Source organism: Cellulosimicrobium sp. KWT-B (genome assembly GCF_002127155.1).
Classification (GTDB): Bacteria; Actinomycetota; Actinomycetes; order Actinomycetales; family Cellulomonadaceae; genus Cellulosimicrobium; species Cellulosimicrobium funkei.
Window position 1 is genome coordinate 564,662 of the sequence record NZ_NEDO01000003.1, and the last position, 20,265, is coordinate 584,926.

At 76.3% G+C, this 20,265-nt stretch carries 15 protein-coding genes and 2 tRNA genes; 6 read left to right on the plus strand and 11 right to left on the minus strand.

The genetic code is table 11. From position 1 onward, the window contains the following. Positions 1–87: 87 nt before the first annotated feature. The 4 genes from B9L22_RS12465 to B9L22_RS20630 form a co-directional block, all read right to left on the minus strand. Complete coding sequence (locus tag B9L22_RS12465; protein WP_086150699.1) at positions 88–1,260, minus strand: RtcB family protein; 1,173 nt, start codon at positions 1,258–1,260, stop codon at positions 88–90. Positions 1,261–1,381: 121 nt separating this feature from the next. Further along, positions 1,382–1,454 (minus strand) — tRNA-Arg (locus B9L22_RS12470). Between the two features lie 43 nt (positions 1,455–1,497). Then, positions 1,498–1,569: transfer RNA gene (locus tag B9L22_RS12475), tRNA-Arg, on the minus strand. Between the two features lie 154 nt (positions 1,570–1,723). Then, a complete protein-coding gene (locus tag B9L22_RS20630) occupies positions 1,724–1,855 on the minus strand; it encodes a hypothetical protein (protein ID WP_255376903.1) in 132 nt (43 codons plus the stop codon). Between the two features lie 470 nt (positions 1,856–2,325). Here B9L22_RS20630 and B9L22_RS12480 point away from each other — a divergent pair, with 470 nt between their 5' ends. Beyond that, the gene (locus B9L22_RS12480; protein WP_086150588.1) at positions 2,326–3,153 is read left to right on the plus strand and encodes a metal-dependent hydrolase; all 828 of its coding nucleotides are present in this window, start codon (positions 2,326–2,328) and stop codon (positions 3,151–3,153) included. A gap of 8 nt (positions 3,154–3,161) precedes the next feature. On the opposite strand, the gene B9L22_RS12485 is transcribed toward B9L22_RS12480, so the two are convergent. Continuing rightward, positions 3,162–5,600: an HAD-IC family P-type ATPase gene (locus B9L22_RS12485; protein ID WP_086150589.1), complete on the minus strand. Its 2,439-nt coding sequence runs from the start codon at positions 5,598–5,600 to the stop codon at positions 3,162–3,164. Between the two features lie 356 nt (positions 5,601–5,956). Here B9L22_RS12485 and B9L22_RS12490 point away from each other — a divergent pair, with 356 nt between their 5' ends. From B9L22_RS12490 to B9L22_RS12500, 3 genes are all read left to right on the plus strand, one after another. Next, positions 5,957–6,787: a serine protein kinase RIO gene (locus tag B9L22_RS12490; protein ID WP_198947302.1), complete on the plus strand. Its 831-nt coding sequence runs from the start codon at positions 5,957–5,959 to the stop codon at positions 6,785–6,787. Between the two features lie 87 nt (positions 6,788–6,874). Continuing rightward, positions 6,875–7,864 (plus strand): Gfo/Idh/MocA family oxidoreductase, encoded by a 990-nt coding sequence (locus B9L22_RS12495; RefSeq protein ID WP_143317281.1) that lies wholly within the window; start codon positions 6,875–6,877, stop codon positions 7,862–7,864. Between the two features lie 62 nt (positions 7,865–7,926). Then, positions 7,927–8,328, plus strand: a complete 402-nt coding sequence (locus tag B9L22_RS12500) for a hypothetical protein (protein WP_086150591.1) — start codon at positions 7,927–7,929, stop codon at positions 8,326–8,328. A gap of 44 nt (positions 8,329–8,372) precedes the next feature. Here the strand turns inward: B9L22_RS12500 and B9L22_RS12505 are convergent, their stop codons facing one another. From B9L22_RS12505 to B9L22_RS12520, 4 genes are all read right to left on the minus strand, one after another. Continuing rightward, complete coding sequence (locus B9L22_RS12505) at positions 8,373–8,657, minus strand: hypothetical protein (RefSeq protein WP_086150592.1); 285 nt, start codon at positions 8,655–8,657, stop codon at positions 8,373–8,375. A gap of 111 nt (positions 8,658–8,768) precedes the next feature. Next, entirely contained in the window at positions 8,769–12,419 is a 3,651-nt protein-coding gene (locus tag B9L22_RS12510; protein ID WP_086150593.1) for an error-prone DNA polymerase, read from the minus strand. Continuing rightward, positions 12,412–14,139 carry a DNA polymerase Y family protein gene (locus B9L22_RS12515; protein WP_086150594.1) on the minus strand — a complete coding sequence of 576 codons (1,728 nt, stop codon included), beginning with the start codon at positions 14,137–14,139 and terminating at the stop codon, positions 12,412–12,414. The genes B9L22_RS12510 and B9L22_RS12515 overlap by 8 nt, the downstream gene beginning before the upstream one ends. Then, positions 14,136–15,236: a hypothetical protein gene (locus B9L22_RS12520; RefSeq protein WP_086150595.1), complete on the minus strand. Its 1,101-nt coding sequence runs from the start codon at positions 15,234–15,236 to the stop codon at positions 14,136–14,138. Before B9L22_RS12520 ends, B9L22_RS12515 begins: the two co-directional genes overlap by 4 nt. Before the next feature lie 380 nt (positions 15,237–15,616). Between B9L22_RS12520 and B9L22_RS12525 the strand changes: the two genes are divergently transcribed. Then, positions 15,617–16,198: a YbaK/EbsC family protein gene (locus tag B9L22_RS12525; protein WP_086150701.1), complete on the plus strand. Its 582-nt coding sequence runs from the start codon at positions 15,617–15,619 to the stop codon at positions 16,196–16,198. Between the two features lie 81 nt (positions 16,199–16,279). On the opposite strand, the gene helR is transcribed toward B9L22_RS12525, so the two are convergent. After that, positions 16,280–18,526: an RNA polymerase recycling motor ATPase HelR gene (gene helR / locus B9L22_RS12530; RefSeq protein ID WP_086150702.1), complete on the minus strand. Its 2,247-nt coding sequence runs from the start codon at positions 18,524–18,526 to the stop codon at positions 16,280–16,282. A gap of 266 nt (positions 18,527–18,792) precedes the next feature. Between helR and B9L22_RS12535 the strand changes: the two genes are divergently transcribed. Further along, positions 18,793–19,242, plus strand: a complete 450-nt coding sequence (locus B9L22_RS12535; protein WP_143317283.1) for a hypothetical protein — start codon at positions 18,793–18,795, stop codon at positions 19,240–19,242. A 25-nt stretch (positions 19,243–19,267) separates the two neighbouring features. On the opposite strand, the gene B9L22_RS12540 is transcribed toward B9L22_RS12535, so the two are convergent. Next, positions 19,268–20,260 (minus strand): siderophore-interacting protein, encoded by a 993-nt coding sequence (locus B9L22_RS12540; protein WP_043656901.1) that lies wholly within the window; start codon positions 20,258–20,260, stop codon positions 19,268–19,270. Positions 20,261–20,265: the final 5 nt, after the last annotated feature.

The following is a 20,265-nucleotide window of genomic DNA, read 5'->3' on the forward strand; positions in this document are numbered from 1 at the left end:
TCCCTCCCGCGCCGAGCAGGTGGTCCTGGCTCGTCCGGACCTCCGGACGCGCCAGGACCACCTGCTCGCCGCGCCGGGACCGCCTGGTCAGCCCTTGACGCAGAGGAGCGTCGTGAGCCGGGCGACGACCTCGACGAGGTCGGACTGGGCGCGGACGACCTCGTCGAGGTCCTTGTAGGCGGCCGGGATCTCGTCGAGCACCCCGGCGTCCTTGCGGCACTCCACGCCGGTCGTCTGGGCGGCGAGGTCGTCGAGCGTGAAGGTCTTCTTCGCCTTCGTGCGCGACATGCGACGGCCCGCGCCGTGCGACGCCGACCAGTACGACTCCGGGTTCCCGAGCCCGCGCACGATGTACGAGCCGGTGCCCATGGACCCCGGGATGAGCCCGAGGTCGCCCTTCCCGGCCCGGATCGCGCCCTTGCGGGTCACGACGAGCTCCTGGCCGTCGACGTGCTCCACCGCGACGTAGTTGTGGTGGACGTTCACGGCCTCGTCGAACGCGATCTCGCGGCCGGGGAACGACGCGCGCACGGCGTCGACGACGAGCGTCATCATGACCGCTCGCGAGCGCGCCGCGTACTCCTGCGCCCACCACAGGTCGGCGAGGTATGCGTCCATCTCCGGCGTGCCGCCGAGGAACACGGCGAGCTCGCGGTCGACGAGCCCCTGGTTGTGCTCCAGGCGCTTCGCGACCGCGACGTGCTGCTCCGCGAGCGTCTTGCCGATGTTGCGCGACCCCGAGTGCAGCTGGAGCCAGACCTGCCCGTCGGTGTCCGTGCACAGCTCGACGAAGTGGTTTCCCCCGCCCAGGGTTCCGAGCTGACGGCGTGCGCGGCCCTCGATGTCCGACACGCGCCCGTGCAGCCCGGAGAACCGCGACCAGAACGCGTCCGCGCCGCGCGCGACCTCGGCCGGGCCGCGGCCGGAGATCGAGCGCAGCCGGTGCGGGTCGACCGGCTCGTCGTGCGCGTGGAAGCCGACGGGGATCGCGGCCTCGATGCGCGCGCGGACCGGTCCGAGGTCGTCGGGCAGGTCCTCCGCCGTGAGGGACGTGCGGACGCCGATCATCCCGCACCCGATGTCGACGCCGACGGCGTTGGGCGACACGGCGTCGCGCATCGCGATGACCGAGCCGACGGTCGCGCCCTTGCCCAGGTGGACGTCGGGCATGACGCGCACGCCCTCGACCCACGGCAGCGCGGCGATGTTGCGCAGCTGCTGCAGCGCGGCCGGCTCGACGGCGTGCTCGTGCGCCCACATGAGGGTGGGTGCCTTCGCGCCCGACAGCGGGACGGGGAACGCGTGGGCCTCGGTGCTCACGATGCTGACCTCCTCGGGTCGTCCTGACGATCATGACGCCGCCCCGGCTGGGGCGGCGAGGTGCGCGCGGGAGGACTCGAACCCCCGCCGCCCGGCTCCGGAAGCCGGCGCTCTGTCCGCTGAGCTACGCGCGCTGGTGCTCCTTAACGTCGAGCAGACGGGACGCGAGCGTCCAGGTGCCCTCGGAGGGAGTCGAACCCCCGTCTCCGCTTCCGTAGAGCGGCGTCGTGTCCGTTGGACCACGAAGGCAGTGCTTTTCACCGCAGGCGCACGACAAATGCGCGCCGACGGCGGAGAGAACAGGAAGGCAGCACGAGAAATGCACCACGACCGGGTGCATTCCCGCACAAGAAAAAGGCCGCCCCGGCGATGTCCGGGACGGCCTGTCGTGACGACGCTGTGGTCAGACGACAGGACCGCCGGGGCCGCCGGCGAGGAACGAGGACACGCTGAGATACGCCACGGGCAGCACGACGCGCGGCTGCTCGCAGGGCAGGACGGGACGTCGCCGGTCATGCTGGACGGGTTCGCGCACGGCACTGCTCCTCTCGGTCATGTCGGGTGGTCGACGCACCGGAATGTCGTCGACCGAGGTAGACCGTACGCGCCTTTCCTGAACCGCACAACCCCATTTCCCGAATTCGTCGGAGAATCTTCGACCGCGGCCCGCGCACCACCCGGATATCCCGCCTGCCCGCCTTTCCTCACCGCAGACGAGCTCGCCCGCCCTCCGCCCCCCGCGCCACCCCCGGCTCCCCGCGCGCCCTCCGCGCAGGACACGGCCTCCGCCTCCTCGTCAGGGCTCGGCCGGTCGGGCTCTGGCGACCGGCCCGCCTGGTACTCGGCCGCTTGGCACACTTTTCTCCTCGTCGGCGCGAAGGTCGTCGGCCTTCCGGGCGGTCGACCGGGACTGTCGGCGGCACCGGGTAGGGTTCCGGACGTTCCGGACAGACCTCCCGACGCCGACGAACCGCGCGCGGGCCCGACGACAGGAGATGCGCCGCCATGATGGGTGCCAACCACGCCGCGACCGGTGCGGCGGCGTGGATCGCCGTGACGTCGACGGCCCCGTTCGCCCTCGGCTGGCACCCCGTGTCGTCGGTCGGGGTCATGACGGGTGCGGTCGTGTGCGCCGGGGCCGCGCTCCTCCCCGACGCCGACCACCACAACGGCACGTTCGCGCACTCGCTGCCGCCCGTGAGCGAGTGGGTGTCCGACGCCGTGGAGACGGTCGCGGGCGGGCACCGCCAGGGCACGCACTCGTTCCTCGGCATCGCGGTGTTCACCGCGCTCGCCTGGCTCGCGGGGCTCGTCACGGTCGAGACGGCGAGCTTCGGCACGGTCTACGTCGGCGGCGGTCTGCTCGCCGTGCTGCTCGTCGCGCTCGCGCTCAAGGCGCTCAAGCTCACGCGGCGCGGCAAGCTCGTGCCGTGGGTGACGTCGCTCACCGTCGCCGTGCTCGTCGCCCTGTTCTCCCCGGAGGAGTGGAACTGGCTCCCCGTCGCGGTCGGGCTCGGCGTCGCGATCCACATCCTCGGCGACGTGCTCACGACCAACGGCGCCCCCCTGCTGTGGCCGGTGAAGATCCGCTCGCCGCGCTGGGTGCGGCGCTCGCTCGTCGTCGACGACGTGTGGCGCCCGAGCGGGAGCTTCGCCCTCCCCCTGCTCGGCTCGACGGGGTCGGTGCGCGAGTGGATCCTCGCGACGGCCGTCGGGCTGTACGCGACGGTCGGGTTCGTGTGGTCGGCGCTCGACCAGATGGGCTTCGACACCCTGGGGACGTACGAGCGCGTGGTGGCCGCGATCCAGGTCCTCGCGTCCGGGGCGGCCTGAGCCCGTCCTCAGCCGGCGGCGCGGGCGCGGGGGACGCGCGCCGTCGACCACCGCAGGGCCTCCGTGAGGAGGATCGCGAGCGCACCGCACGCCAGGCCGACGCCGAGCGTCGCGGGGTCGGAGACGTCGAGCGACAGGAGCTCGCGCGCGGCGGGGACGCTGAAGAGCGCCACGTAGAACGCCGCGCAGGAGCCGACCAGGACAACCTTCCACCCCGTGTACGGACGCGCCACGACGGCGAGCACCCACAGGGCGCCCACGAGCAGGGTGACGAGCGCGGCGGTGGACGCGCGGACCTCCTCCGGGGCGAGCGTGTCCGTCGGGCCGCCCAGCGACGCCCCGCCCGCGCCCGGGTCGACCACGAGGTAGCACAGGAAGGTCGTGACGCCGATCGACACGCCCGCGGGCACCGCGAGCCGGAGCACCCTCGGCACGAAGCCCGGGCGCGCCCGCTCGTCGTTCGGCGCCAGGGACATCACGAACGCGGGGACCCCGATGGTGAACCACGCCGCGACGGTCACGTGGATCGGCAGGAACGGGTAGGAGACGGGCACGGCCCCGAGGAGCCAGGCGCCGACCCCGGCGAGGCCGACGAGGACGGCCAGCACCACCGCGTACACGGTCTTGGTGAGGAAGAGGTGCGCGACCCGTTCGATGTTCCCGATCACCCGGCGCCCTTCCCCGACGACGGACGGCAGCGTCGCGAAGCGGTCGTCCAGCAGGACGATCTGCGCCACGGACCGCGCGGCCGGGCTCCCCGACCCCATGGCCACGCCGATGTCCGCGTCCTTGAGCGCGAGGACGTCGTTCACGCCGTCCCCCGTCATGGCGACGGTGTGCCCGCGCGCCTGCAGCGCCCCGACGACGGCCCGCTTCTGGTCCGGTCGCACCCGGCCGAACGTCGTGGCGCCCTCGACGACCGTCGCGAGCTCCTCGCGGTCGGCGGGCAGGGTCCGGGCGTCGACCGACGTCTCGGGGCCGCCCAGGCCGAGGGACCGCGCGACCGCGGCGACGGACACCGGGTTGTCGCCCGAGACGACCTTCACCGTGACGCCCTGGGCGTCGAAGTAGTCCAGCGTCTGCCGGGCGTCCGCGCGCACCCGCTGCTCGAGCGCGACGAGCGCCCGCGGGACGAGGTGCCCCGGGGCGCCTCCGTCCGGGGCGACGGCGTCGACCGGGGCGTCGGTCGACGCGACGAGCAGCACCCGGAGGCCGTCGGCGCCGAGCGCCGTCGCCCGGCGGGCCACGTCGGACCGGGGGTCCAGCAGCACGTCCGCCGCGCCGAGCACCCAGCTCCCCTGCGGGCCGTCGGCGTCCGCGAACGACATGCCGGACCACTTCGTGGCCGACGAGAACGGGACGACGGCGGTCGCCCGCCAGGCCGGTGCGTCCGGGAACGCCTCCGCGACCGCGGCGACGGACGCGTTGGGCCGCGGGTCGAGGGCGGCGAGCGCCGCCAGGGCGCGCTCCACCTCGTCCCGGGGGCCGTCGAGCACGTCCACCCGGGCGAGGCGCATCCCGTTCTCCGTGAGCGTGCCCGTCTTGTCCGCGCACACCACGTCGACGCGCGCCAGCCCCTCGATGGCCGGCAGCTCCTGCACGAGGCACCGCCGTCGGCCGAGCCGGACCACCCCGATCGCGAAGGCGACGGAGGTCAGGAGCACCAGGCCCTCGGGGACCATGGGCACGAGGGCCGCGACCATGCCGAGCACGGACTGCCGGAACCCCTGCCGCGAGATGACGAGCTGGTTCACCACCGTGAGGACGCCCGCGGGCACCAGCAGCCACGTGATGACCCGCAGGATCGAGTCGATGCCGGACCGCAGCTCCGAGCGCACGAGCGTGAACGCGCTCGCCTCGTGCGCGAGCCGCGCGGCGTACGCGGCCGGGCCGACGTCCGTCGCCCGGTAGGCGCCCGACCCGGCCACCACGAAGCTCCCGGACAGGAGGCGGTCCCCGGGCCTCTTCACGACGGGGTCGGCCTCGCCCGTGAGGAGGGACTCGTCGACCTCGAGCGAGGCGGACTCGACCAGCGGGCCGTCGACCACGACCTGGTCCCCGGCGCCGAGCTCGACGACGTCGTCGACGACGACGTCCGCCTGGTCGACCTCCGTCACCGCCCCGTCGCGGCGCACGCGCACCGGCGCCCGCCCCACGATCGCCAGCGCGTCCAGGGTGCGCTTCGCACGCAGCTCCTGGACGATCCCGATGCCGGCGTTGGCGAGGATCGCGAGACCGAAGAGGCTGTTGATGAGCGAGCCCGTGCTCAGCGCCAGGACGAGGAGCACCCCGAGCACGGCGTTGATCCGCGTCGCGGTGTTGGCCCGGACGATGTCCCAGGTCGTCCGCCCCGAACGGGGCGGCAACCGGTTGACCCTGCCGTCGGCGACGCGTTCCGCGACGTCCCGTGACGTCAGTCCCGCAGCCCTCGTCGACGGCGCCGTCATGGGCGCGATCGTATCCGCCGTAATTCCGTTGCGCCGGGCCGCGCGGCGATGAGACGGTCGCAGCACGTCGCCCGCGTCGTCGGGCACCGGAGGAGAGGAGGAACGCCATGAGCTGGACGACCCCCGCTCGCGTGTCCACCACCCCCGGGAGCACCCACCGCCGCTGACCGGTCCACGACCGTTCGCGACGACCGTCCCCGACCGCCGCCCGGCGGCCGCGGCGACGCGCGCTCCCCTCCCCCGAGGAGCCCCCCGTGCCCGAGCACGACCTGCCGTACCCCGACCTCTCCCTCCCGCCCGCCCTGGCGCGCGACCCCCGCACTCCCCCGCCGCGCCGTCTGCGGCGCCTCGCCGACCTGGCCGACGCCGAGGCCGAGGCCGGCGTCCTCGACGCCGCGCTCGGCGACGACCAGCGCTGGTCCACGTGGTCCGCCGTCGAGAAAGGACAGCGCGGGCCGGAGCCGCGCCCCGACTGGGTGGTGACGGCCGACGCGGCCCTCGACACCGAGCTCGGCCTGCTCAAGACCGGCAAGGAGGCGGACGTCTTCCTCCTGGAGCGGGCCGTCCCCGGCGACCCCGCGCGCCGCAGCCTGCTCGCCGCGAAGCGCTACCGCGACCTCGACCACCGCTCGTTCCGGCGCGACACCGTCTACACCGAGGACCGCCGCGTGCGCCGGACGCGCGACCGTCGCGCCCTCGACCGCAAGTCGCGCTACGGCCGCCAGGTCGCGGCCGGGCAGTGGGCCGCGGCGGAGTTCGCCGCGCTGTGCGAGCTGTGGTCGGCCGGTGCGCCCGTCCCGTACCCCGTCCAGATCGACGGCGACGAGATCCTCATGGAGTTCGTCGGCACGTCCGACGGCGTCTCGCACGAGGCCGCGCCACGGCTCGCGCGCACGCGGCCCGACCGCGACCTCCTCGCGTCGTGGTGGGACCAGGTCCGCGACGCCATGGCCGTGCTCGCCCGGCTCGGCTACGCGCACGGCGACCTGTCGCCGTACAACGTCCTGGCGGACGGCGAGCGGATCGTCGTCATCGACCTGCCGCAGGTCGTGGACCTCGTGGCGAACCCGTTCGGCACCGAGCTCCTGCTGCGCGACTGCCGCACGATGGCCGCGTGGTTCGCCGGGCGCGGGCTCGAGACGGACCCCGACGAGCTCTTCGCGGTGCTGCTCGCCCAGGCGTGGTGACGACCGCGCCCGGGCCGTCGTCGGCGCCGCCCGACGTCACCGTCCGACGGTCCGGGCAACTCGGCCGTCCGTGCGACGATCGACCGCGTGCTACGCCTCGCCCTCGTCGGTCTCGACTCGTCCCACGCCGACCACTACGTGCGGCTCGTGGCCGCCGAGCGGCGCTGGCCCGGCGTGCGGCTCGTGGCGCTCGTCGACGGGGAGCCCGGCCGCCGCGCGGAGCTCGCCGCGGCCGGCGGGCTGCTCCTGGACGCGGGCGACACCACCGTGCCCGACGTCGTCGGGTACGTCGATGTCGCGATCGTCGCCCACCGCGCGGGGCGGCGGCACGGCGCCGCGACCCGTGCGCTCCTCGCGGCGGGCGTCCCGGTGCTCGTGGACAAGCCGTTCGCCGCGTCGGTGGCCGACGCGCGGGCGACGCTCGACGTGGCGCGCGCGCACGGCACGGCCGTGACGACGGCGTCCGCGCTGCGGTTCGCGCCCGAGGTCGCGGCGGCGCGCGCCGCCCTCGCGACCGCCGACGGAGGTTCCGTCGCGCCGCGCGTCGCCGCGGCACCGTCGTCGCCACCCGGGCCAGCGGCGTCGCCGCCCGGGCCCGCCGTCGAGGTGTCCGGCCCGGCGGACCCGCACGACGAGCGCGACGGGCTGTTCTTCCTCGGCATCCACGTCGTCGAGGCGGCGCGCGCCGTCGTCGGCGCGCCGCCCGGGGCGGCGTGGTCGCCGCCCGCCGTGACGCGCTCGGCGGACGGCATCGTCGCCACGACGCGGCTGGGCGGTGTCGACGTCCGGCTGCTCCTCCTGGACCCGGGCGCCCACCCCACCGCGGGGTTCGCGGTCGCGGTGCGCACGCCCCGCGGCGTCGAGCGCACCGAGGTGGTGCTCGACGCCGACTACCTCGTCCCGGTGGTCGAGCACGGGCTCGCGGTCCTCGCGCCCGGTGCCGCCACGACCGCGTCCGCCGCGGCGCGCACGACGGCGGACCCCGCCGACGACGCAACCCGGGTCGCCGCCGAGCACGCAACGATCCTCGCGGACCTCGCGCTCCTCGAGCAGGTGGGCGCGGCCCTGCGGCCCTGACCGCGGGCCCCGGAGCTCCCGCCGCCCGCGCCGGGGCGCGGCGGACGGGGTAGAACGGGACCATGGAGCCCTCCACCGAGTCCTTCGACGCCGACGACGTCCGCACGTTCCTCACGACCTACGGCGTCGCGCTCTCGACGGGCGACCTCGACACGATCGGCGAGAGCTACGCCTTCCCGGCGCTCGTCGTCGGCACGACCGGTTCGGTGCTCCTCGGCGACCCCGAGGACGTGCGCGCGTCGACGACCGAGCTCGCCCGGGGGTTCCGCGAGCGCGGGCTCGTCGGCGTGGTCGCGCACCTCGTCGGGGTCGAGGAGGTCGGCGACGCGCTCGTCTGGGCGCACGCGCGCTGGAGCTACCGCGACGAGTACGCGAACGAGCAGGAGGCGCAGGAGGTGCGGTACCTGCTGCGCCGCGCGCGGGACACGTTCGAGGTGTGCGTCGCGGTGCCGGTCGGCCCGTAGGCCGCGCCGACCGCGCCCGCCGACCGGCCCGCGAGCGCCCCGGGTCAGGACAGCCGGTTGTCCCGGTCCTCCCACGGCGACGCGGCGGGCGACCGCCCGGGCGGGGCGACGTCGTCGGGCTGGAGCGCCCGCACGACGAACGACCCCGCGGCGAGCACGACGCCCCCGGTGAACGCGACCTGCAGCACGGTGAGCAGCACGCCCACGAACCAGGTACCGACGAACGCGTAGGTGACGTTCATGAGCCCGATGTTCTGGACGAGCGCGCTCCCGACGGTCAGGCCGAGCCCGGTCCAGAGCATCGTGCGGGCGGTGAGACGGGGCGGCATCACGGGTTCCTCTCGTCGGCGAGACGGTCCGGGCCCGGACGTCGGCGGACGCGCGGCACCCGGTCCGTTCCTACCACGCCGCCCGCGGCGCCGCGGTCCCCGCCTCCCGCGTCAGCGGAAGTCGCGCGAGGTCGTGCCGACCTGGAGCGAGAGCGGCGCGAGGTGCTCCGCGACGAGGTTCGTGGCGCCGTCGGCCCGCTCGAGCCGCCCGCGCACGACGAGCGCCGCGGACCCGCGCGCGACCTTCCGGAACCGCTGCCACAGCCCGGGCGAGCACACGACGTTGAGGATGCCCGTCTCGTCCTCGAGCGACAGGAACGTCACGCCTCCGGCGGTCCCGGGCCGTTGCCGGTGCGTGACGACGCCGCCCACGGCGACGCGCGACGGCGGGTGCGGGCGCGTGCCCGGCACCTCGCCCGCCGCGCGCTCCGCCGCGTCGACCTCCTCGATCTCGCGCGACACCGCCACGGCGCCGACGACGGTGAGCACCCCGGCCGCGGTGAGGCCGTCGCGGACGTACTGCGTCGGGTAGGAGTCGGTGGACACGCCCGTGGCCCAGACGTCGGCGACGGCGGTCTCGACGTCGGTCATGCCGGGCAGCGCCGGCGCCTCGACGCCGACGCTCACGCCCGGCAGCGTCCCCGGACCCTCCTGCGCGAGCGCGCCGGCCGCCCACAGCGCCTCGCGTCGCGTCACGCCGAGGCCGTCGGTCGCGCCGGCGGTCGCGAGCCCCTCGAGCTGGGCGGTCGTGAGGTCGACGCGCCGCACGAGGTCGCGCAGGTCGCTGAAGGCCCGCCCCTCCCCCGGTGCCCCGCGCGCCGCGACGACGCGCTCGGCCGCGTCCTTCCCGAGCCCGCGCACGCTCGCGAGCCCGAGCCGCACCGCGAGCCCGAGATCGGGCTCCGGCCCGTAGCGGGTATCGACCCCCACCTCCCCGCCGAGCATGCGGCTGTCGCCCGTCCGGGCGCCAGGACGGTCCGCACCCGCATGCTCGGCGGGCGCAGCCGCATGGTCGGCGGGCAGCCGCTCGACCGTCGCCTCGACGTCGGACGCGTTGACGTCGGGGCGCAGCACGGTGACGCCGTGGCGGCGCGCGTCCGCCACGAGAGACTGCGGCGAGTAGAACCCCATGGGCTGCGCCGCGAGCAGCCCCGCGTAGAACGCGGCGGGGTGGTGCACCTTGAGCCACGAGCTCGCGTAGACGAGGAACGCGAACGAGTACGCGTGCGACTCGGGGAACCCGAAGTCGGCGAACGCCTTGAGCTTGTCGTAGATCTCCTCGCGCACGGCCGGGTCGGTGACGCCCTTCTCCCGCATCCCGTCCATGAGCCGCCCCCGCAGCTCCTCCATGCGCTCGACCGACCGCTTGGACCCCATCGCGCGCCGGAGCTGGTCGGACTCCTTCGGGGAGAAGCCCGCGACGTCGATCGCCATCTGCATGAGCTGCTCCTGGAACAGCGGCACGCCCTTCGTCTTGCCGAGCGACTTCTCCAGCAGCGGGTGCAGGAACGTCACCTCCTCCCGGCCCCGCGCCCGGTTGATGTACGGGTGCACGGAGCCGCCCTGTATGGGACCCGGGCGGATGAGCGCGACCTCGATGACGATGTCGTAGAACGTCCGGGGCCGCAGGCGCGGGAGCGTCGCCATCTGCGCGCGCGACTCGACCTGGAAGACGCCGACGGTGTCGGCCGCGCACAGCAGGTCGTACACCGCCGGGTCGTCCTCGGGCAGCGTGTGCAGCGCGAGGCGCGGCCCGCCCTCGTGCCGTTCCACGAGGTCGAACCCGATGCGCAGCGCCGTGAGCATCCCGAGTCCCAGGAGGTCGAACTTCACGAGCCCCGCGTCCGCGCAGTCCTCCTTGTCCCACTGCAGGACGGTGCGGCCCTCCATGCGCGCCCACTCGACGGGGCACACCTCGATGACGGGGCGGTCGCACATGACCATCCCGCCCGAGTGGATGCCCAGGTGCCGCGGGAGGCGCAGCATCCGGTCGGCGAGGTCGAGCACCGCGTCCGGGATCTCGCCCTCCTGCGCGGCCGACGGCGGCCGGTGCGCGGGCACGACGTCGTGCGTGTCGTCCGCGCGCAGGACGTCGCCCTCGTCCACGGCGAGCGGGTCGACGACGCGCGCGCCCCGGCCGGTGAGGTCGGGCGACCAGTCCCGGCTCCCCCACAGGCGCGACGTCGCGGCGTCCTTCCGGGCGGTGCGCGTCGTGACCCGCGGCGCGGCCGGGCCGGCGGAACCCGGGGTCTTCGCCGCGATCGCCCGCTCCTTCGCCGCCCGGTCGGCCGCGGGCGACGACGGGTCGGGACCGCGCAGCGATCCCCACCGCTCGATCGACTTGCTCCACGCGTCGGCCTGCCCGACGTCGTACCCCAGCGCCCGGGCCGCGTCGCGCACCGCCGACTTCGGCCGGTAGGAGATGACGTTCGCGACCTGCGCGGCGTGCGTGCGCCCGAACGTCTCGTAGACGTGCTGGATGACCTCCTCGCGCCGCGCCGACTCGATGTCGATGTCGATGTCCGGCGGGCCGTCGCGCTCGGGAGCGAGGAAGCGCTCGAACAGCAGACCGTGCTTCACCGCGTCGACGGCCGTGATGCCGAGCGCGTAGCAGACCGCGGAGTTCGCGGCCGAGCCGCGCCCCTGGGCGAGGATCCCGTTCCTGCGGCAGAACTCGACGAGGTCGTAGACCACGAGGAAGTACCCCGGGAAGTGCAGGTCCTCGATGACGCGCAGCTCGTGGTCGATCTGCGCCCACGCGCCCGTGGTCTTCTCCTGGCCGCGCGGCCCGTACCGGTCCTCGCCGCCGCGCCGCACGAGCTCGCGCAGCCAGGTCGCCTCGGTGTGCCCGTCCGGCACCGGGTAGGGCGGCAGGTCGGGTGCGACGAGGTGCAGGTCGAACGCGCACTCGTCCCCCAGCGCGGCCGCCGTCGCGACGGCCTGCGGGTGCCGGGGGTGGCGCGCGAGCATCTCCGCCGCGGAGCGCAGGTGGGTCGTCGGGGCACCGGGCAGCCAGCCGTCGAGGTCGTCGAGCGACGAGCGCGCGCGCACGGCCGCGAGCGCCCCCGCGAGGTCGGCGTCGCGCGGGTGGGCGTAGTGCGCGGCGGTCGTCGCGACGAGCGGCAGGCGGGCGTCGGCGGCGAGGTCGGCGAGCGCCGCGTGCAGGTCGGCGTCGCGCGGGTCGTCGGTCGTGGTGATCTCGACGGCCACGTTGTCGGCGCCGAAGAGGGCGACGAGACGGTCGAGCTCGCGGCGGGCCGCGGCGCGTCCGGACGTGACGAGCGCGCGCCGCACCGCGCCCTTGCGGCACCCGGTGAGCACGAGCCACTGCCCGGCGGCCTCCGCCGCGAGCTGCTCGAGGCGGTAGTCGGCGGCGCCCTTGGTGCCCGTCGCGAGGTGCGCGGTCGCGATCGCGCGCGACAGGTTGCGGTAGCCCTGCGTGCCGCGCGCGAGCACGAGCAGGTGGGTCGAGCGCGGGTCAGGGACGCCGGTGGGCGGGTCGAGCACGGGCGCGCCGGTCGTGGTCGGCGCGGGCAGGTGCAGCTCGGACCCGAAGACGGTGGGGAGACCGACCTTGCGCGCGGCCTCGGCGAAGCGCACGACGCCGTACAGGCCGTCGTGGTCGGTGACGGCGAGCGCCGAGAGCCCGAGCCGTGCGCCCTCGGCGGCGAGCTCTTCGGGGTGGGACGCGCCGTCGAGGAAGCTGAACGCGGAGTGCGCGTGGAGCTCGGCGTAGCGCGGGCCGGTGGTCCGGTCAGTCATACAGGCCCTCCACGGTCCACCGCCCGCGCGCGCTCGCGAGGAGCAGGCCGCGGCCGTCGTCGAGCAGGACCTGGACGTGCACGCGGCGCCGGGGCGCGGGCGTCCACCAGCGCTCGGCGAGCGGCCACGGCCCGGCCCAGTCCACGACGGCGCGCGACGACCCGGGCCCGGGCAGCGCCGTCTCGTCCCGGCGTGCCGCCGCACGGCGCGGGCCCTCCTCCGGCGCGGGGGCCGGCCACCGCACGGTCGCGGGCTCGCCGCTCATCGCGAGGCGGGCGTCGACGACGACGGGCCGCCCGGCGTCGTCGAGCACGACGACGTCCTGCGGCTCGACGGGCACGAGCGCGGGGGCGGGGCTCGGCAGCGCGCCGGGCCACGGCAGGGCCGGGTCGCGCGGGCGCGCGACGTCCTCCCCGAACGGCACGAGGTGCACGCGGTCGGTCGCGTCGCGGCCGCCCTGGACCTGGACGCGCAGGACGGCGTCGCCCCCGAGGATGCCCTGCACGCGCCCGAGCGCGCGGTGGGCCCGCGCGTCCTCGCCGCTCGACGCGCCCCACAGGCGCGGCTGCTCCGCTCCCGCGGGCACGACCTCCTCGGCCGTGAGGGACAGGCGGGCCAGCGGCGCGACGCCCGGGACGACGTCGGCCCCGCCGGGCGAGCCGCCCCGCTCTCCTCCGCGACCGCCCCCGCTCCCGGCCCGGGCCGCGCGCCCGGCGCGGACGGACGTGGTGGTGAGCCAGCCCTCGAGCTGCCACCGGACCTTGTCCGTGAGGCGCGCCGGGCTCATCGCGCCCGGCCCGTCGAGCCGCCAGGTGCGCTCGAGGTCGTCGCCCTCGACGGTCCGCGCCGTGATGCGCAAGCGCCCGGCGACGAGCGAGCGCGCGACGAGCTGGTCGTGCAGGTCCTCGGAGAGCCGGCGCGCGGCGAAGGTCGCGACGTCGACGCGCTCGGCGGGCGGGTCGAGCTCGGCGCTCACCGCGACGTCGGGCTCGACGCGGCGCCGCGCGGGCGGGCGCAGGTCCTCGCCGCGCGCGAGCCGGTGCGCCCACGCGCCGAGGTCGCCGAAGCGCCCCTCGACGGTCGCGGGCGGCAGGGCCGCGAGCGCCCCGAGGGTGCGCACGCCGAGCCGGCCCAGGAGGTCCACGAGCTCGTCGACCGCGACGGCGGCGTCCGGCCGGGCGGTGACGTGCACGAGGTCGCGCGCCGGCCGGGGCGCGAGGAACGCGGCGGAGCGGCCGGGCGGGACGACGGCGGCGTCCCGCGCGGCGAGCACGGCGGCGAGGATGCCGTCGGCGACGCCCACCTGGCTCTCGTGGCCGGTGCGCTCGGCGACGCGCGCGACGAGGGCCTCCGCGAGCGCGGCGTCGGACCCGTGGTACCGGCTCGCCCCGGCGGCGGGCAGGAGCAGCAGGCCGGGCCGGGTGATCTCCAGCCCCGCGACGACGGTCTCGGCCGCGAGCGCGACGGGCTCGAACTCGCGGGCGTCGCGCGCGTCGTCCACGTCGAGCAGCTCGAGCTCGGGGCAGCACTCGCGGGCCCGACGGCGGCGCATGCCCCGGCGCACGCCGTGGGCACGCGCGGTCGCGGAGACGGCGACGACGCGGCGACCGTCGTGCGTCGCGGCGGGGACGTGCGCGGGGACGTCGCGCACCGCCATCGCCGCGAGCACCGGCCAGTCCGGCACCCACAGGGCCGCCGTGCGGGTCGGGCTCGTGGTCATCCGACGAGCCGGAGCCGGGAGGGCCGGTCGGGGTCGTCGACCCGGGCGGTCTCGTGGGCGGTCACGGCGGTCCCGGCCACGGTGGCGCCGGTCCCGGCCGCGGGCCGGGGGCCGCGGGCGTCCTCGACGAGGAACGCGGGCCAGTCCTCGTGGCCGAGCGGGAGCTCGACCTCGAGCCGCACGGGGCGCGCGGCTCCCCCGCGGCCCGCGCGCTCGACGACGAGGGTGCGACGGCGCAGCCAGCCCGCGCCGCGGTCCGCCCCGGACCAGCCGCCGCCCGTCACGGTGAGCGCGACGTGCGCGCCCGGCCACGTCCCCGCGGCGACGAGCAGCGCCCCACGCTCGCGCGCCCGCGCGGCCAGGCGCCGTCGGTCGGGGTCGGTGAGGGCGGCGTCGGGCCCGACGACCACGACGTCCAGGCCGTCGACGAGCGCCGAGATCGCGAGCGCCGCGTCCGGGCCGGGCCGCGGGACGAGCACGACGCGGTCGAGGTCCGCGCCGGCGTCGGCGGCCGCGAGCAGCCCGACGGCGGGGAACCCGACGGCGGCGGTCCACGCCCCGGCCCGCGACGGCCGCGCGACGAGCGCGAGCAGGAGGCTCGTCGAGCCGCGCACCGCCAGCACGGTGCCGCGCTGCAGGGCGCCGAGCGGGAGGAGCGGCGCGAGCACGTCGTGCACCGGCCACACCCGCTCGTCCGTGCCCGCGTCCCGGCTCGCGCCCGAGGTCCGGACGTGGCGGGTGCGGGCGCGCGCCGGAGGGTCGGGCGGTGCGGGGGCGGGCCGCACGACCGGCGAGGCGGCGGCGTCCGCGAGCGGGGCGACCTCGGCGAGGAGGGCGGTGTCGGCACGCGGGACGGTGTCGGCACGCGGGACGGTGTCGGCACGCGGGGCGGTCTCGGTGCGCGGGACGACGGTCGGTGCCGCCGGGGCGGTGAGCGGTTCCGGGGCCGCGGGGGCGACGACCGGGCGGTGTCGGCGGACGCCCGTCCGCTCCTCCGCACGGCGCAGGGCGGCACGGGCGCGCTCGGCCTTGTCGACGGCCGCAGCCGTCGGGCCTGGTGCCCCCGCCCGTTCGGCGGGGTCGGCGAGAAGGGTCATCTCGCCTCCCGGGATGCTGCTCGGACGGGACGCGCACCGCGCGTCGACTGCTGCGGGCGGTGTGCTGCACCCGCTGAGCGTTCGAACAAACGTTCGAACGCTTCCAGTGAACGACCGCCGTTCCGAGGTGTCAACTCCGCAGGTCGGAGGCGCCTGCTTCGTCCGAGATGCCCACCCCAACCTTCGACCCCCACTGGAGACTTGCCCGAAACCCTCGACCTCTACCTGACCCTCCTCCCCCGCCGACCATGCGGCTGTCGCCCGTCCGGCGGGCGGCACGGGCTGTGACCGCATGCTCGGCGGGCTCGAGGGGCTCCGGGGGTGTGTTCGACATCCGGCCTCTCCCGCGCGGCGGCCCGCCGGGGTGGCAGGCTGACGCCATGGACGCCCGCACGACCCTGCCCACGCTCGGCTCGCTCACCTGGGAGCCGGCGCTCGACCACCTCGACCTCGTCGCCCCCGTGACCGCCGACGCGCTGCGCCGGTGGGCCGACGTCGACCCGGACGTCGCGACGCTCGTCGCCGTGACGGAGATCGACCCCGACCTCGCGGACACCGCGACGCTCAACGCCGCGTTCGACCTGCCCGTCGAGGCGTCGGCGAACTGCGTCGTCGTGGGCGGCGCACGGGCGGGCGACGAGCGCATCGCCGCCGCCGTCGTGCGGGCCCACACGCGCGCCGACGTCAACACGCGCGTCCGCAAGCTGCTCGACGTGCGCAAGGCGTCGTTCCTGCCGACCGACCGCGCGACGGCCGAGTCCGGGATGGAGTACGGCGGCATCACGCCCGTCGGGCTGCCCGAGGGGTGGCGCGTGCTCGTCGACTCCCGCGTCGTGACGGACGGCGCGCTCGCGCTGATCGGCAGCGGCGTGCGGCGCTCGAAGCTGCTGCTCCCCGGCGACCTGCTGGGCCGCCTGCCCGGTGTCGAGGTCGTCGAGGACCTGGCCGTCCCGGTCGCCTGACCCGTCCCCCCCTGCCGAGCACGACCTGGCGGTCGCCACGGGCGGCCTGACGACCGCCAGGTCGTGCTCGACGCCCGGTGCTCAGCGATCCAGGACGACGAGCCGCTGCGTCGCGCGCGTCATCGCGACGTAGCGGTCGACGGCGCCCTCGACGCCGTCGCCGAACGCCTGCGGCTCGACGAGCACCACGAGGTCGAACTCGAGGCCCTTCGCCGTCTCGGGCGTGAGCCACCGCACCCGCGCGGACCCCTCGCCCTCGCCACCGGCGCCACCGACCCTGCCGCCCGACTCCTCGCCGGACGCCCCGGACGGCCCGGACTGCTCGGACGGCTCGGTGGCGCCGATGACGCACGCCGTGCCGTCCGCGTGCTCGGCGAGCCACGCGCCGAGGACCGCGTCGAGGTCCGCGACCGCCCCGTGGGCGACGGGCACGCCCGTGCTGCGCACCGACGTCGGGACGTTCGCGTCCGGGATCGCGGCCCGGACGACGGGCTCCGCCTCGGCCATGATCTCCCGCGGCGTGCGGTAGTTGACGCTCAGCGACGCCTCCTCGACGCGGGCGAAGCCCACGCGCGCGAGCCGCTCGCGCCAGCCCTCGGGGAAGCCGTGGCGGGCCTGGGCGCGGTCCCCGACGACCGTGACGCTGCGCGACGGGCAGCGGCTGAGGACCATCTGCCACTCGGCGTCGGTGAGCTCCTGCGCCTCGTCGACGACGACGTGCGCGAAAGGCCCCGCGAGGCGGTCCGGCGTCGCGACGACGAGCGCGCCGTCGTCCACCAGCGCGTCGCGCAGGTCCTCGCCGCGGAGCATCTGCATGACCCCGAGCTCGCTGTCGTCGGTCGCCACGAGGTGGTCGACGACGTCGTCCATGCGCGCGCGCTCCGCCGCCACGGCGGCCTCGTTGCGGCGGCGTCGGCGTGACGCCTCCGGGTCGCCGAGCCGACGGCGCGCGGCGTCGAGCAGCGGGAGGTCCGCCGTCGTCCACGCGTACGCGTCCGGGCGCTGGAGCGCGCGCACCTGCTCGGGCGTGAGCGACGGCGCGCACAGCCGCAGGTAGGCGGGCACGGACCACAGGTCGGCCACGAGGTCCGTCGGCTCCACGAGGGGCCACGCGCGGTCGAACGCGGCACCGAGCCCGCGGTGGCCGCGCAGGGCGCGGCGCACGTCGTCGGCCTCGACGTCGACGCCGTCCTCCGCGGCTCCCCCGCAGGCCTTGTCCACGAGGATCTCGACGAGCGCGGCCCAGACGTCGTCGCGCGCCTCGTTGTGCGGGGTGCCCGGGTCGACGGACTCGAACGCCTCGGCCCAGTCGGCCGGGGAGAGCCAGACGTCGGCCCACGGCGTCTCGACCTCCCTGCCTTCGGCGGGCGGGCGTTCGGAGAACCGTACGGCGGGCTCGATCGCGGCGACGAGCGCGGCGGACGCCTTGAGCCGGGCCACCTCGGGGTCGGCCTCCGCGCGCGCCGTCGCGCCCTCGGGGACGAGGTCGCGCAGCGTGCACGTCTGCACGCCCTCCTCGCCGAGGCCGGGCAGCACGTCGGCCACGTACGCGAGGTAGGGACGGCTGGGCCCGACGACGAGCACGCCGCCGTGCCCACCACCGCGCCCGCCAGCATGCCCACCCCCGTGCCCGCCGCCCACGTGCGGGTCGGCGTACAGCAGGTAGGCCGCGCGGTGCAGCGCCACGACCGTCTTGCCCGTGCCGGGACCGCCGTCGACGACGAGCGCGCCGCGCGAGCCCGCGCGCACGATCGCGTCCTGGTCGGCCTGGATCGTGCCGAGCACGTCGCGCATCCGCGGCGACCTGCTCGCGCCGAGGCTCGCGACGAACGCCGACTGGTCGTCGAGCGCCGCGCTCGACCCGGCGCCGTCGGGCACGAGCTCCTCGTCCCAGTAGTCGGTGACGCGCCCGCGCGCCCACCGGTACCGGCGCCGCGCCGCGAGGCCGAGCGGCTGGGCGGGCGTGGCCGCGAAGTACGGCTCGGCGGCGGGCGAGCGCCAGTCGACGAGCAGGCGTTCGCCCGCGGGGTCGGTGAGGCCCACGCGCCCGACGTACACCGGGGCGGAGCCGTCGGCGAACGTCATGCGGCCCAGGCACAGGTCGACGCCGTAGCGCTGGAGCAGCCGCAACCGGCTGCTGAGGCGGTGGATCTCCTGGTCGCGCTCGAGCGCCTCGGTGCCGCTCCCGCCCGGCGCGCGCCGGGCCGCGTCGAGACGCTGCGCGAGGTCGGCCACGGAGTGCTCGAGGCTCGCGGCGATCGCCGCGAAGTGGCGCTCGTCGGGGTCGACCAGCGCCGGGTCTGCCTTCGCGGCCAGCCGCGCGGGCAGGTCGAAGAACGGCGCGGGCCGCGGGTCCTGGTCAGTGGTCGGGCGGGTCGACGGGCGGCGGGACGGGTCGGTGGTGGCGGTCACGGGGGCGTCGGGCAACGTCATCAGCTCCGGTCCGGGTCCTGCGGAGGGACGCACGGGCCACGACGACCCGCGCACGAGCGGAGATTCTGCGCCCCCGAGGGGGCCTTGCCGCAAGACCCCCCGTGCGCTATACGTTGGAGAGGGAGGCCGGTCGGCCTCTTTTTTCGTGCCACCCTGTGCGCATGACGCACGCCCCGCCTCTGCCCGCGGACGACACCACCGCCGCACTCCATGAGTTGGCCCTGCGCTGGCGCGATGAGCTCCGCGGCCGCGCCGAGGTCTCGCTGCCCCACGAGGACGGCGGTGCGGAGGGGTTCTCGGTCACGTCCCGAGCCGACGGAGCGGCCGAGGTCCGGGTCATGCACGACGCCGAGGGCATCGTCGTGGGCATCGATCGATGCCCGGGGTGGGAGCTCCCCCGCACCGCGTCGAGCGTGGCGACGATCGACGCGGTGGTCGCGGCCGCCGTCGCCGGCACGATCGAGGTGGGCTCAGGTCGTGGGATCCGGCGCTATCGGGTCACCACGGGCGGCGGCGACGTCCTGGAGGACACGTTCGAGGGGTTCCTGGCCCTCGCCCTGTCCATGCCCTGGCGTCCGCGGCTGCGGTGGGAGACGACGACACCGTACTGAGCCGACGCCGCCCGACGACCGGGCGTCAGCTCTCGGCGCGACCCTCGCGCCAGTAGCCCATGAACGCGACGGCGCGGCGGTCGACGCCGAGGTCGGCGACGAGGTGGCGGCGCAGCGTCTTGATGGCGCTCGCCTCGCCCGCGAGCCACGCGTAGAGGACGGTCTCCTCGTCGAGGAGCCCGGGGACCTCCCAGAGGATCGACGCGTCCACGTCGACGTCCTCGAGGTCCTCCGCGGTGCGGCACTGGACGGGCGGGTCCGTCCCGAGGACGCCCGCACCGAGCATGCGGGCGGCGGCCTCCTTGACGGCCGGCACGAGGCGCGCGCCGTGGGCGTCGTGCGGCCCGCCGGGGACGTCGTCGCGCGCGAGGAACGTCACGCGCACCCCGGGCGGGGTCACGAGGTCGCGCGCGTCGCCCACGTGCGGGACCTCGACGTAGACCTCGCCCCACGCGTCGGCGGGCAGGTCCTCGCAGATCGCCGCGATGGCGGGCAGCGCGGTCTCGTCGCCGGCGAGCAGGAGCGCGTGCGGGCGGGTGGGCGGGCGGAACTCGATGCCGCCGGCCGGGCCGTCGAACGTGGCGTCCGGGCCGAGCAGGACGAGCGGCGTGCCGACCTCGGCGGCGAGCGCCCAGCGCGACGCGGGGCCGGCGTCGCCGTGCAGCACGACGTCGACGTCGACCTCGCGCGCCTCGGGGCGCACCGCGACGGTCGTGTAGGTGCGCAGCGGGTTGCGGCGCTCCTCGGGCTGGTCGCGCCACGCGGCGTACCAGGACTCGGCGTCGCGCACGAGGTGCTCGTAGCCGCCGTCGGGGGCGGGGAGCACGAACTTGATCCGGACGTCGAGCCCCGGGTCGCCGAAGAGGTCGAGCTCCGGGCCGGTGAAGGTGAAGCGGCGGAAGCTCGGCGAGAGCTGCTCGACCCGCGCCACCTCGACGTCGAAGAAGCGCCAGGGGGCGGTCGCACGGGCGACGGGACGACGAGCGCGGGTGCGGGGTGCGACGACGGTCTGGCTCACACAGG